Below are 13,709 nucleotides of genomic sequence, written 5' to 3' on the forward strand. Positions count from 1 at the left end.
GCGCCGCAAATGAGGTAGCCTATGGCCAGCAACATCAATCCCGATCCGTTCACGACGAGACCGGAAATCGAAGGCACCTTCGGGGTCGTCGCCACCACGCACTGGATCGCGACCGCCGTCGGCATGGCCATTCTGGAGAAGGGCGGCAACGCCTTTGACGCCGGTGTCGCCACCGCCTTCACGCTCCAGGTGGTCGAGCCGCATCTCAACGGCCCCGGCGGCGATGTGCCTATCATCGTCCATGACGTGAAGCGCGGGCGCACCGAGGTGATCTGCGGCCAGGGCCCGGCGCCGGCGCGCGCCACCATCGCGCACTACAGGAGCGAGGGACTCGACATGGTGCCCGGCACCGGCCTGCTCGCCGCTTGCGTTCCCGGCACCTTCGAATCCTGGATGATGCTGCTGCGCGACTATGGCACGATGCGTGTGCGCGACGTGCTCGAGCCCGCGATCTCCTATGCGCGTGACGGCTATCCGCTGGTCGAGCGCGCCTGCGCCACGATCCACACCGTCGAGCAGTTGTTCCGCAAGCATTGGCCGACCTCGGCTGCCGTCTACCTGCCGAACGGTCAAGTGCCAAAGCCCGGAACGCTGTTCACCAACAAGACACTGGCTGCGACCTACTCCCGCATTCTCAGCGAAGCCGAAAGCGGCGGCGGCGGCCGCGACGCCGAGATCGAGCGCGCGCGCAAGGCCTGGTCGCAAGGCTTTGTCGCAGAAGCAATCGACAAATTCTGCCGGACGCAAGAGGTGATGGACGTCAGCGGCTCGCCGCATCGCGGCGTCCTCTCAGCGGACGACATGGCGCGGTGGCAGCCGACGATCGAGGCGCCGCTTACCTACGATTATGGTCGCTACACCGTCTGCAAGGCCGGGCGTCTGGAGCCAGGGGCCGGTGACGCTTCAGCAGCTCGCTCTGTTGAAAGGCTTTGCGCTCGATGGGCTCGATCCGACCGGGCCGGAGTTCATCCACGTCCAGATCGAATGCGCCAAGCTGGCATTCGCCGATCGCGAAAAATTCTACGGCGACCCCAAATTCACCGAGATCCCGATCACGACGCTACTGTCGGATGCTTATAATGACGAGCGCCGCAAGCTCGTCACCGACAAGGCCTCGCTCGACTTCGCGCCCGGTATGGTCGAGGGTTTTGGTGGCGTGGTCAGGCTTCGCCGTGCCGAGGGCCAGCGCGAGGCGGTGGGCGCGCTCGGCGCCGGCGAGCCGACCGTGGGCCGCTTCGGCGAAGTGCGCGGCGACACCGTGCATTTCGACATCATCGACAAAGCCGGCAACATGGTGTCCTCGACGCCATCGGGCGGCTGGCTGCAATCCTCGCCGATCATTCCCGAGCTCGGCTTCTGCCTCGGCAGCCGTGCGCAGATGTTCTGGCTGGAGGAGGACCATCCCGCCGCGCTTGCGCCGGGCAAGCGGCCGCGCACCACGCTGTCGCCGACCATGGCGCTGCGCGACGGCGAGCCCTATCTCGCCTGGGGCTCGCCGGGCGGCGATCAGCAGGACCAGTGGATCACGCAATTCTTCCTGCGCCACGTCCATTGCAACCTCAACCTCCAGGAGGCGATCGACGCGCCGGCTTGGCACTCCGAGCATTTTCCGATCTCGTTCTGGCCGCGCACTGCGCGCCCGGGCGTGCTCGTGGTCGAGAACCGCGTGCCGAGGGCGACGATCGAGAACCTTCGCGAGCGTGGGCATATCGTCGAGGTCGGTCCCGACTGGTCCGAAGGCCGTCTTACCGCGGCCTCGCGCGTCGGCCCCCGTCGACGCGCTGCCGCCAATCCGCGCGGGATGCAGGGCTATGCCGCGGGACGCTGAAGGCAGCACATGACCTGGTCGATCATCGCGCGAGATACTGCCACCGGCGAGTTCGGTATTGCCGTCGCGACCCGCTTCTTCGCGGTCGGCGCGCGTGTTCCGTACATTGCCGCCGGCCTCGGCGCCATCGCGACGCAGGCCTTCGTCAATCCCTATTACGGCATCGACGGTGTCAAGCTGCTGCGTGAAGGCCTCAATGCACACGACCTGCTCGCCGCCCTGCTCGCGACCGATGACGGCCGCGAAAGCCGGCAGATCCACATCATGGACGCTAGCGGCGACATCGCCGCGCACACCGGGTGCGATTGCGTCGAGTGGTGCGGGCACATCGCAGGCAGCCGCTTCTCGATCGCCGGCAATATGCTGACGGGGGCCGACGTGCTTGACGAGACGGCCAAGACCTACATTGCCAACGACAGCCTGCCCTTTCCGCGCCGCCTGCTCGCGGCGATGCGTGCGGGCGAAGCCGCCGGCGGCGACAAGCGCGGCAAGCAGTCGGCCGCGCTGTTGATCCACGGCGAGGAGGAATGGCCGGCGCTGGACATTCGGGCCGACGATCATCCCGATCCGCTCGGCGAGCTCGAACGGCTCGAGCGTGTCAGCCACGAGCTCTGGGTGCACTTCCGCGCCTCCATGCCGACGCGGCGGAACCCGGCCGGCAACACCGATCGCAGCGTGATCGACGCCAGCATCGCCGCAGCCCGCGCAAGACAGTCATGAGCGCCACCCCCCTCATCGAGATCGAGGATTTGCGCATCCGCTTCCACGGCGACGATGGCCGTATCACCCAGGCGGTCGACAGTGTCGATCTCAGCGTCGCCAATGGCGCCACGCTCGGCCTCGTCGGCGAATCCGGCTGCGGCAAGAGCGTGACTTCGTTGGCGATCATGGGCCTGCTGCCGAAGAGAAGCGCGGAGATATCCGGAGCGATCCGCTTCGAGGGGCTCGACCTCTTGAAGACGCCGGACCAGACGCTACGCGACCTGCGCGGCAACCGTCTGGCGATGATCTTTCAGGAGCCGATGACCTCACTTAACCCGAGCCTGACCATCGGCGAGCAGATCGTCGAGACGATCCTGCGCCATCGTGGCGGTTCGCGGCGCAATGCGCGGGAGCGGGCGATCGAGCTCCTGCGCCGCGTCCACATCCCCTCACCGGAGCGACGCATCGACGAATTCCCGCACAAGCTCTCCGGCGGCATGCGCCAGCGCGTGATGATCGCAATGGCGCTCGCCTGCGATCCGCGCCTGCTGATCGCGGACGAGCCGACCACGGCGCTCGACGTCACCTTGCAGGCGCAGATTCTGGAGCTGATGCGCGAGTTGAAGGCCGCGAGCGGCGCCGCCATCATCCTGATCACGCATGATCTCGGCGTCGTTGCCGAAGTCTGCGACGAGGTCGCGGTGATGTATGCCGGAGAGATCGTCGAACGCGCGCCTGTGGACGAATTGTTTTCGGCGCCGCAGCATCCCTACACCGTCGGCCTGCTCGGCTCGATCCCGCGGCTCGATCATCGCGCCGAGCAGCTCGCCACGATCGAAGGCATGGTGCCGAACACGGCACGGCTGCCCGCCGGTTGCCGCTTCGCCGCGCGCTGCCCGTTCGTGCTGGACGCCTGCACCAGGGCGCCGCCGCCACTGCTGCAAGTCAGCCCCGGCCACCTCTCGCGCTGTATCCGCGCGCCACTCGAACGTTTGGTGTCGTGATGGCACTGCTCGAGGTCCAAGGCCTGGTCAAGCATTTCGTCGCGGAACGCTCGCTGTTCGGCCGCGCGCGGGCGCATGTCAAGGCCGTCGACGGCGTCAGCTTCTCGCTCGAGGCCGGCAAGACGCTGGCCCTGGTCGGCGAATCCGGCTGCGGCAAATCCTCCGTCAGCCGCCTGGTGCTGCGGCTGATCGAGCCGGATGCGGGTACGGTACGCTTTGATGGCCGCGATCTTCTCTCCCTCGACGCCAATGCGCTCCGCGCCTTCCGCCGTGAAGCCCAGATCATCTTCCAGGACCCTTACGCCTCGCTCAATCCGCGCATGACCGTCGGCCAGATCCTGACCGAGCCGCTGGCGCTGCACGATCTGGTGCCGCCGACGCAGCGGCGCGGGCGGGTCGCCGAACTGCTGCGGCTGGTCGGGCTGGAGCCGCGGCTGGAGCGCCGTTATCCGCATGAATTCTCCGGGGGTCAGCGCCAGCGCATTGCCATCGCCCGTGCGCTCGCAGTCGAGCCGAAGCTGATCGTCTGCGACGAGCCGGTCTCGGCGCTGGATGTCTCGATCCGCTCGCAGATCCTCAACCTGCTGCGCGAGCTCCAGGACCGGCTCGGCCTCGCCTACATTTTCGTGTCGCATGATCTGGCCGTGGTCAAGCACATCGCCGACCACGTGGCCGTGATGAATCTCGGCCAGATCGTCGAGACCGCGGAGGCGGACGCGCTGTTCGCAGCGCCCCGCCATCCCTATACCCGGGCGCTGTTGTCCGCGATCCCCCTGCCACAGCCGAAAGCGAAGCGAACGACGGTGCTATTGACGGGCGAGATCCCGAGCGCACTCAATCCGCCGGCGGGCTGCCGCTTCCATACCCGCTGCCCCTTCGTTGTCGAGCGCTGTCGCATTGAGGCGCCGGAGCTCGTGGCAGACAGCGCGGGCCACGCCGCCGCCTGTCACCGTACGGCAGAGCTGCCGTCCGCCGACGCTATCCTGCCGGCAGCCGGCGGGTTTTCGCCAGCACTTGCGAAATTGGTCGCGGCCTTCAGCCGAAAGACGGAAGGCGCAGCGGTCTCCGGGGTTGGTATACAAGGCACCGCGCCCACAACGACGTAGCCGAAGCAATGGGGACTGTCCGATGAACATGTTTCGCCTGGCCGCAACGGCCACCGCCTTCCTGCTGTCGGTCGTAACAGCGCAAGCCCAGACCACGCTGCGCATCGGCCTCGCCGAGGACCCCGACATCCTCGATCCGACCATGGCGCGCACCTATGTCGGCCGCATCGTGTTCTCCGCATTCTGCGACAAGCTGTTCGACATCGACGAGAAGCTCAACATCGTGCCGCAGCTCGCGCTGTCGAGCGAAACGGCCGACGACGGCAAGGCGCTCGTCATCAAGCTCCGCCCCGGTGTGAAATTCCACGACGGCGAGCCGTTCGATGCCGAGGCCGCCAAGTTCTCATTGGAACGACACCTCACCTTCCCCGGCTCCTTCCGCAAGCCGGAGCTGGCCTCGGTCGATCACGTCGAGGTCGTCGATCCCCTCACGATCAAGCTGGTGCTGAAGTCGCCGTTCTCGCCATTGCTCGCGCAGCTCACCGATCGGGCCGGCATGATGATGTCGCCGAAGGCGGCGAAGGAAGCCGGCGACAAGTTCGGCCTGCGTCCGGTCTGCGCGGGCCCCTATAAATTCGTCGAGCGCGTGCAGCAGGACCGCATCGTATTCGAGAGGTTCGCGGACTACTGGAACAAGGACAACGTCTTCATCGATCGTATCGTGTTCCAGCCGATCGTCGATGCCACGGTGCGGCTCGCGAACCTGAAATCCGGTGGACTGGACCTGATCGAGCGCGTGCTCGCCACCGACCTCAAGGAGGTCCGCGCGGATTCGCGGCTGAAGGTCGCGACCGCCATCGAGCTCGGCTATCAGGGCATCACGCTCAACATCGGCAAGGACAAGGCCAAGGGGCCACTCAGCCAATCCGCCAAGGTGCGACAGGCGCTCGACCTTGCCATCGACCGCGAGGCGATCAACCAGGTCGTGTTCAACGGCGAGTTTCAGGTTGGCAATCAATGGGTCAATCCCGATCATCCCTATTATCAGAAATCCCTGCCGGTCCGTCCCCGCAACGTCGAGAAGGCCAAGGCGCTGCTGAAGGAAGCCGGCGTGACACCGCCGGTCAGCGTCGATTTCCTGGTATCGAAGGGCGCGGAGACCGAAACGCCGGCGCAGGTGATCCAGTCCATGGCGGCCGAAGCCGGGTTCGACATGAAGCTCCGCGTCACCGAATTTGCAACCGGGCTGAAGCAGGCCGAGGCCGGCGATTACCAGGCCTTCATGCTGGCCTGGAGCGGGCGCGTCGATCCCGACGGCAACACCTTCGTCTTCCTGCACAGCGGCGCGCCGCAGAATTACGGCGCTTGGAACAATGCGCAGGCCGACAAGGCGCTGGAGGATGCGCGATCGGTGACCGATCCCACCAAGCGCAAAGCCAGCTACGAAGTCCTGGCGAGGCTGGTCCAGGACGAGGAGCCCCTCCTGTACCTCTACCACCGCCGCATCATCATCGCGCATACGACGAAGCTCGAAGGCTACCGGCAGATGCCCGACGGGCTCGTGCGCGTTATCGGCCTCAAGCTGAAGTGACAATGAAAGGATGCTGAAGTTCCTCGCCCGCCGCCTTGTGCAGATCGTGCCGACACTGTTCTTCGTCTCGGTGCTGATCTTCTCGCTCCAGCAATTGCTGCCGGGCGATCCTGCGCTGGTGATGGCGGGCGAAGAGCGCGATCCTGCCGTGATCGAACAGATCCGCCATCAGTACCGGCTCGATCAGCCCGTCCCTGTGCAGTACGCCTATTGGATCAAGGGCGTACTCGCCGGCGATTTCGGCGAATCGCTGCGCAACAAGATGCCGGTGCGCGAGCTGATCGCGCAGAAGCTGCCGGTGACCTTACAGCTCGGCTCGATGGCGATCCTGATCGCATTCCTGATCGGCATCCCCGCCGGCATCGTCGCGGCCGTGAAGAAGGGCACCGCCTGGGACTACGGCGCCAATTTCTTTGCGCTATGGGGAATCTCCACGCCGAACTTCTGGCTCGGCATCATGCTGATCTTCCTGTTCTCGATCGAGCTCGGCTGGTTGCCGGCCTCGGGCTATGTGCCGCTCACCGAAAATTGGCGCGCGAGCCTGGCTGCCACCATCATGCCCGCCTTCGTGCTCGGCAATGCAATTGCCGCGATCCTGATGCGGCACACCCGCAGCGCTATGCTCCAGGTGCTGGAGAGCGACTATGTCCGCACTGCGCGCGCCAAGGGATTGTTGGAACGCTCGGTCATCCTCAAGCACGCGATGCGTAACGCACTGACACCTATCATCACGCTCGGTGCGCTCGAGCTCGGTACCCTGCTCTCAGGCGCCGTGCTGACCGAACAGATCTTCTCCATCCCCGGCTTCGGCAAGCTGATCGTGGATGCGGTATTCAACCGCGATTATGCGGTCGTGCAGGGCGTGGTGCTGGTGACAGCCACCGTCTACATCACTCTGAATCTCATTGCGGACGTCGCCTATATCCTCGTCAATCCGCGGCTGCGGGGCTAGTGCCATGAGCGACACGACGCTGGCCAGTCCCGCTACGCAAGCTCACGAGCTGGACAGCCCGGCACGCCGCGCGCGGCGGCGCCTGTTCAAGCGCAAGGCCGCTGTGTTTGGCCTCATCGTGATCATCGCGTTCATCCTTCTTGCGGTGCTTGCGCCGGTCGTCGTTCCCTTCGACCCCATCGCGACGAGCTGGAGCCTGGTGCGCAAGCCGCCGACCGCCGCGCACTGGTTCGGCACCGACGAGCTCGGCCGCGACATCCTGAGCCGCGTCGTCTACGGCGCGCGCGCCTCGCTGCTCGCGGGCCTGATCTCGGTTGCGATCGCGCTCGGCATCGGCGTGCCGTTGGGCCTCCTCGCCGGCTATCGCGGCGGCTTCACCGACGCACTGATCAGCCGGATCACGGACGCAATGCTCGCCTGCCCGTTCCTGATCCTGGCAATTGCGCTCGCGGCATTCCTCGGCCCGAGCCTCGGCAACGCCATGATCGCCATCGGCATCTCGGCCACTCCGATCTTTATCCGCCTGACCCGCGGTCAGGTGCTGAGCGTCAAGGCGGAGGATTATGTGGAGGCCGCGCGCGCACTCGGCAATCCGCCATGGCGGATCGCATTCTCGCACATCCTGCCGAACATCCTTCCGGCGCTGCTGGTTCAGGCGACGCTGTCGATCGCCGCCGCCATCATCGCCGAAGCGGCATTGTCGTTCCTCGGCCTAGGCCAGCAACCGCCGGCACCGTCCTGGGGCAGCATGCTCAATGCCGCACAGCGCTCCTGACCCAGGCGCCCTGGATGGCGATCTGGCCGGGGCTCGCGATCTTTCTCGTGGTGTTGTCGCTGAACCTGCTTGGCGACGGCCTGCGCGACGCGCTCGACCCGCGCCAGCGCTGAGATTGGATCAACGCTGCCGCCCTCCACCTCTCCCCGTTGGGGAGAGGTAAAGATCACCTGCCGATAGACCTCAAATCACGACCTCCCGCATCACGCGGCGGCAGTCCATCTCATATTCGAGATCGACCACGGGCGGCCGGGCAAAATGCCAGGTGAGGCCGGAGCGCAGCGCGCCGCGGCGCACCAACTCGTCGACCAGCGCGTGATGGAAGTCGTGCACCGAATAGGCCTGCACGCCGGTGGTGTCCTTCCAGCCGAAGCCGAAGGCCGCCATCCGGTTCTCCATCTGCGCGGTCGTTGTGAAGCGTACTTTCTCCCGCAGCCCTTCCGGGCTGAGGTCGCGGTAACGCACCGTGCGCTCGACATAGGTGCCGCTGCCCTCGCGAGCCTCGGCTCCGCCGGCGATCACGAAGCTCGGCGATTTCGACGGGGTCGGGCGCGTGAAGGAGAACGCGTAGAACGACGGCTCCGACGGCGGATCGATCTCGGGACAGACATTGCTGCGTGCCACGGGATTGGTGGTGCCGTCGAAGATCCCCCATTCCGACAGCGTCTTCACATAGTGCAGGTTGAACGCGCGAAAACCTTCCTCGCTGAAGGCCGCCGGCGAGCGCAATTCGCAGGCACAGAACGCCGTGAGCGGCCGCCCTGCCTCCCGGATGAACTTTGCCGTCAGCGCAAATCCTTCCGCAAGCGGCACCAGGCGATCGAACCGGACGCGCTCGATCTCGTAGCCCTCATCTGCGGCGGCACCCGCCGAATACTGGAACACGGACGGAATGAAACGATAATTGCCGGCCGAGAACTCACGAATCATGGCGGACTCCTATTCCAGTTGCATGCGAATGCCCTTGGCGCCGTTGAGCAGGCGCCTCAGGTGAAAGCCGGCCAGGGGATCGTCGGCGTGCATGCCGACCAGCGCTGCGAATGCGGGCATGGCGGCGACGTCGCCGGCCTCCATCTTGGCAAAAGCATCGGAATATAGCGCGGTTTCCGGCGCTTCGAATTTGGCCTCCGACAGCGGTTCGAACGCGCGCAGCGGCTCGCTGCGTCCGCGCAGCATCAGCTCGCCTATTGGGCGGCCTTGAAAGTTATCGGCCGATGTGGCGACGCTGATGCTGACACACATGCGCGTTCCCAGATGCTTGTTGGCAGCCTCCAGCCGCGCCGCAATATTGATGGTGTCGCCGTAGGCGGTGTAGTCGAAGAAGCGATTGCCGCCGAAATTGCCAACCAGCGCCGGGCCTGCATGCACGCCGATCCGGGTGGTCCCGAAATTCACGCCTCTGCCCCTCCAACGCGCCGAGAACGCCTCCGCCCAGGCGTCGAGATCATGTGCGCAGGTGACTGCACGCGCCGCATAATCCGGCTGGTCCCCCGGCGCGTTGAAGAGCACCTGGATCGCATCGCCGATGATTTTCGTGACCGTCCCCTCATGCGCGAAGACGATTTCGGTCATGCCGCCGACATATTCATTGAGGAGCTCGCCGAGCATCTGGGGCGGTGCGCTCTCCACCAGCGAGGTGAAGCCGGTGATATCTGTGAAGATGGTCGCGACGTCGCGCCACTGCACCTCCATGCCGTCGCCGGCGACATCCGCCGCCAGGCGCCTTGCGATCTCCGGCGAGAAGAAGCGCGACAGCGAGGCATGGGCGCGCTCGGCTTCCATCTGGCGCCGCCGCACCTCGCGCAGCATCTCGACGTGGCGAATGGTTTTATCGATCGTGGCTTCCAGATCGGCGAAATCGATCGGCTTGGTCAGGAAGTCGAATGCGCCGCGGTTCATGGCGGTACGGATGTTGCTCATGTCACCATAGGCGGAGACGATGATGGTCGACTTCTTGTCCTCGGCCTCCTGAAGCTTCGCGAGCAGCGACAGCCCGTCCATCCGCGGCATGTTGATGTCGGAGACCACCATGTCGACATGCGGATTCTGCTCGAGCGATTGCAGCGCCTCGAGACCGTCGCGCGCGAACATGATGTCGACGAGCCCGTCCCGGATCTGCCTGCGGAATTTTTGCAGAATCAGCACCTCGAGATCCGGTTCATCATCGACGAAGAGGATGGTCGCAGTCATGCGGCTTGCTCGAGCCTCGTGTCGATCTCCTGCCGCAACAGCGCAAAGTCGATCGGCTTGGTGAGGAGCCCGACGGCGCCCCGCTCGATCGCCTTGCGGCGCGTTTCGGCATCGCCATAGGCCGTGATCATGATGACGGGAACATCCGGATGCGCGGCACGCACCTTCGGCAGCATGTCGAGCCCGCTCATGCCGGGCATGTTGATGTCCGAGAGAATCAAAATCAGCGAGGGATCGCGAACTTCGGCCGCGCGCCTCAGCGCATCTGGCGCAGAGGACGCAAATTCCATCTGGAAGCGTCCCGCGCGCAGCTCCCGCCGGAACTGCTGCCGGAACAGCGCCTCGACGTCGGGCTCGTCATCGACGACCAGGATATAAACGTTCAAGTCCCGTCTCCAGTAGTTCCGCTTGCCGCCATCATGCGCGGCAGCGTGATGATGAATTCGGTGAATACACCGGGCTCGGTGTTCACGTCGATCGTGCCGCCGTGCTGTTTCACGACGATGTCATGACTCATGGAAAGGCCGAGCCCGGTGCCCTCGCCAGCCGGCTTGGTGGTGAAGAAGGGATTGAACATCTTCTCCTTCACCTCGGGCGGGATCCCGGTGCCGTTATCGCGGATCCGGATCTCGACTCTCTCGCCGAGGTTCTTCGTTGCCGCGCGCAAGATCGGCTCGAAGGCGTCAGCGGCGCTCTCCTTGCGCTTAGCGGTTGCGTAGAAGCCGTTGGAGATCAGGTTGAGAAAGACGCGCGTGATCTCCTGCGGATAGATATCGACCATACCGGCGGCGGGATCGAGTTCGCGCTGGAGCGTGACGTTGAAGGCCGGTCTTTCGGCGCGCGCGCCGTGGTAGGCCAAATTGAGGCTCTCCTCCACGACTGCATTGATATCGACGGCGCGATGCTCGCCGGAGCCCTCGCGCGAATGCAGCAGCATGTTCCTGACGATGGAATCGGCGCGTTTGCCGTGCTGCACCACTTTCTCGAGATTGCTCCTGAGCATGCCGGTCAGCTCGTCGACCTCCTCCTTCGTCTTGCCGTCGAGCGCGGCCGACTGCAGGGCCTCCTTGAGCTCGTCGATCAGCTCGGTCGAAACCGCGGAGAAGTTGTTGATGAAGTTGAGCGGATTCTTGATCTCGTGGGCGATGCCCGCCGTGAGCTGGCCGAGGGACGCGAGCTTCTCGGTCTGGATCAGGCGATCCTGGGCGGCGCGCAAGTCGTCGAGCGACTGCGACAACTCTCTGGTTCGTTCCTGGACCTCCTCGAACAATCGGACATTCTCGATCGCGATAAGGGCCTGGTCTGCAAAGGTCGTGGCGAGTTCGATCTGCTTCGCGCTAAACGGCCGCACATCGTGTCGCGTCAAAACGAACACGCCGATCGGTGTCCCCTCTCGAAGCAAGGGCACACCCAGCATCGTACGTACGTGGGCGCGCCTTCGGGCGGACGAGGGCGCGTATTCCGGGTCGGCCTGCACATCCGGGACATGGACCGTCTTGCCATCGAGCAGGGTGCGGCCGACCACACTTCCCCGTTCAGGTACAGACGCGAAAGTCCGGAGCTTGTTTTCCTGCTCGGCGTCGAGCCCGCAGCTTGCCGCCAAATAGAAAACGCCATCGTTGGGCCGGAAAATCGTTCCCTCCTCCGCGTCACACAGGCGAGCTGCCGAGCCAACAAGCGTGTTCAGCACGACTTGCAGGTCGAACGCCGAACGGCTGATGACTTTCAGCACGTCGGCGGTCGCAGTCTGCTGCTGCAGGGATTCGCTCAATTCCGCGGTGCGTCGTTCGACCTTGTTTTCGAGGTCGGCGTAGGATTCCTGCAAGCGTGCGCCCATCTCGTTGAACTGGTCGGCGAGACCTTCGAGCTCGTCGCCGGTTTTGATCGAGATGCGCTGGGAGAAATCGCCGGCGCCGATCCGCTCGGCGCCGCTGCGCAGCGCTTGGATCGGACCGACCATGCGGCGCGCGAGAAAGATCCCTGCAAGCACCGCGAAAATCGAAGCCGCCGACAGCACGATCGCAAGGCGCTGCAACGAGGCGTAGAGCGAAGCGTAGGCCTCCTCGACAGGCAATTCCACGAACATTGTCCAGCCGAGCGGCGCGATCGGGGCGGAGGCCGTCAGAACCTTCTGCCCCTGGATGTTCGTCGCCTCCTGCAATGCGTCCGGCATGACGCCGCCCCCGGCCTGCGCAGCGCGCACCTGCGCGAGACCAGACATGTCGGTGTTGCGCAGCACGAAACTGATGTCGGGATGCGCGATCAGGCGCCCTTCCGGTCCGACGACGTAGGCAACTCCGCGCTCACCGACCTTGATCTGGGACACAACGTCCCAGATCAGCTTGAGATTGACCTCGGCGATGCTGACGCCGGCATCCTTGCGCGCACCAGCCAGCGCCAGCGTCATGTAGGGCTCGGACTCCCTGCGGAAATAGATGGGTCCGTAATAAACCTTGTGTGCGACTGCCTCGGTAAACTTTGCGTCGCTCGACAGGTCGATGCCGCTGTCGATCGCATCCATCGCCAGCCGCGAGACCCGCAACCGCTCCTTGCCAGTCGAATCCACCTGGGCAAGCTCGGTGATCCCAGGCACCTGACGCAGCAGCCGCAGCGCGTCGAACCGGTGCTGCTCGATCGAGCCCCCAGACCAGGGCAGTTGCGTGGTCCAGCCGAGCTGGCCCTCGATCTCCTTGACGAACTGGCCGATCTTGGCCGCGGCCGCCTCGGCCTGCTCATGCTGGACCCGGATCAGCGAGGCCTTGTGCTCGCGATAATAGAAGAAGACCTCGAACAGGCCGTTGGCGAGCAGCGCGACGGTGACCACGGCCACGAACAGCGCGACGTATTTGGTGAACAACCGGCTCCTGATCCCCTGCCCCGTCGCCGCGCCGGCAGTGACGCCAGCCGCTGCCGCGCTCGGCAGCGTCCTGGCTTGCAGGGTGTCGGGATGGACGGAAAGGCTCATCCCTCGGAAACTACCAAGAAGAGCGGACCTTGTCTCTCGCAAGCACCCGGGAGCGGCCGCCCGATGGCCGGTGCGGCGCCTCGCCGGCGCACAAAAAACACAATAAAAGGGCGGCAACGGAAACCGCTGCCGCCCTCTGGTTCGCGCGCCTACAGCCTCAGGTCGGCCGCAAGGCCTTGTTGGAGCCCAGGTCGAGCTCGTTGACCTGCTTGTTCCGCTCCGAATCGGCGGCCGCGCGATGGTCGGTCGCCAACACCACGTAAACCGCCGGCAGCACGAACAGCGTGAACAGCGTGCCGATCGACATGCCGGCCACGACGACCAGACCGATCGAGAAGCGGCTGGCCGCGCCGGCGCCGGTGGCGGTCAGGAGCGGGATCAGACCCGTCACCATCGCGGCCGTGGTCATCAGGATCGGGCGCAGCCGAATGCGCGCCGACATCTCGATGGCCGAGCGGCGGTCGAGCCGCTCGCTGACCTGGAGCTCGTTGGCGAACTCCACCATCAGGATGCCATGCTTGGTGATCAGGCCGACCAGGGTGAGCAGACCGACCTGGGTGTAGATGTTCATCGTCGCCACGCCGAAGAACAGCGGGATCAGCGCGCCGACAATCGCCATCGGCACCGAGATCATGATCACCAGCGGGTCGCGCAAG

General features: G+C 65.1%; 10 protein-coding genes and 2 pseudogenes. 7 read left to right on the forward strand and 5 right to left on the reverse strand.

Translation table 11 applies throughout. The features are described 5' to 3' along the window. Positions 1-21 precede the first annotated feature (21 nt). From IVA98_RS25570 to IVA98_RS25600, 7 genes and pseudogenes are all read left to right on the forward strand, one after another. Positions 22-1,828: pseudogene (locus tag IVA98_RS25570) on the forward strand (gamma-glutamyltransferase family protein). 9 nt (positions 1,829-1,837) lie between these two features. Further along, entirely contained in the window at positions 1,838-2,548 is a 711-nt protein-coding gene (locus IVA98_RS25575) for a DUF1028 domain-containing protein (protein WP_247355731.1), read from the forward strand. Continuing rightward, a complete protein-coding gene (locus tag IVA98_RS25580; protein ID WP_247301202.1) occupies positions 2,545-3,534 on the forward strand; it encodes an ABC transporter ATP-binding protein in 990 nt (329 codons plus the stop codon). The genes IVA98_RS25575 and IVA98_RS25580 overlap by 4 nt, the downstream gene beginning before the upstream one ends. Continuing rightward, positions 3,534-4,640, forward strand: coding sequence for an ABC transporter ATP-binding protein (locus IVA98_RS25585; protein ID WP_247301203.1), 1,107 nt, complete (start codon positions 3,534-3,536; stop codon positions 4,638-4,640). The genes IVA98_RS25580 and IVA98_RS25585 overlap by 1 nt, the downstream gene beginning before the upstream one ends. Positions 4,641-4,662: 22 nt before the next feature. Further along, positions 4,663-6,171, forward strand: coding sequence for an ABC transporter substrate-binding protein (locus tag IVA98_RS25590; protein ID WP_247334130.1), 1,509 nt, complete (start codon positions 4,663-4,665; stop codon positions 6,169-6,171). 10 nt (positions 6,172-6,181) lie between these two features. Next, the gene (locus tag IVA98_RS25595; protein WP_247301205.1) at positions 6,182-7,123 is read left to right on the forward strand and encodes an ABC transporter permease; all 942 of its coding nucleotides are present in this window, start codon (positions 6,182-6,184) and stop codon (positions 7,121-7,123) included. Positions 7,124-7,127: 4 nt separating this feature from the next. Then, positions 7,128-8,011, forward strand: a pseudogene (locus IVA98_RS25600) (ABC transporter permease). A 70-nt stretch (positions 8,012-8,081) separates the two neighbouring features. On the opposite strand, the gene cnbZ reads toward IVA98_RS25600, so the two are convergent. The 5 genes from cnbZ to IVA98_RS25625 all read right to left on the reverse strand — a co-directional run. Continuing rightward, positions 8,082-8,828 (reverse strand): 2-amino-5-chloromuconate deaminase CnbZ, encoded by a 747-nt coding sequence (cnbZ, locus tag IVA98_RS25605; protein ID WP_247334131.1) that lies wholly within the window; start codon positions 8,826-8,828, stop codon positions 8,082-8,084. Positions 8,829-8,837: 9 nt separating this feature from the next. Continuing rightward, positions 8,838-10,088 carry an adenylate/guanylate cyclase domain-containing protein gene (locus IVA98_RS25610; RefSeq protein WP_247301208.1) on the reverse strand — a complete coding sequence of 417 codons (1,251 nt, stop codon included), beginning with the start codon at positions 10,086-10,088 and terminating at the stop codon, positions 8,838-8,840. Continuing rightward, on the reverse strand, positions 10,085-10,474 hold the full coding sequence (locus tag IVA98_RS25615) for a response regulator (protein WP_247279850.1): 390 nt from the start codon (positions 10,472-10,474) through the stop codon (positions 10,085-10,087). Before IVA98_RS25615 ends, IVA98_RS25610 begins: the two co-directional genes overlap by 4 nt. Beyond that, on the reverse strand, positions 10,471-13,053 hold the full coding sequence (locus IVA98_RS25620) for a sensor histidine kinase (protein ID WP_247355732.1): 2,583 nt from the start codon (positions 13,051-13,053) through the stop codon (positions 10,471-10,473). Before IVA98_RS25620 ends, IVA98_RS25615 begins: the two co-directional genes overlap by 4 nt. Before the next feature lie 157 nt (positions 13,054-13,210). Beyond that, positions 13,211-13,709: efflux RND transporter permease subunit (locus tag IVA98_RS25625; protein WP_247334133.1), on the reverse strand; the 499-nt coding region annotated here is incomplete at its 5' end.

Source organism: Bradyrhizobium sp. 160, assembly GCF_023073735.1.
Lineage (GTDB): Bacteria > Pseudomonadota > Alphaproteobacteria > Rhizobiales > Xanthobacteraceae > Bradyrhizobium.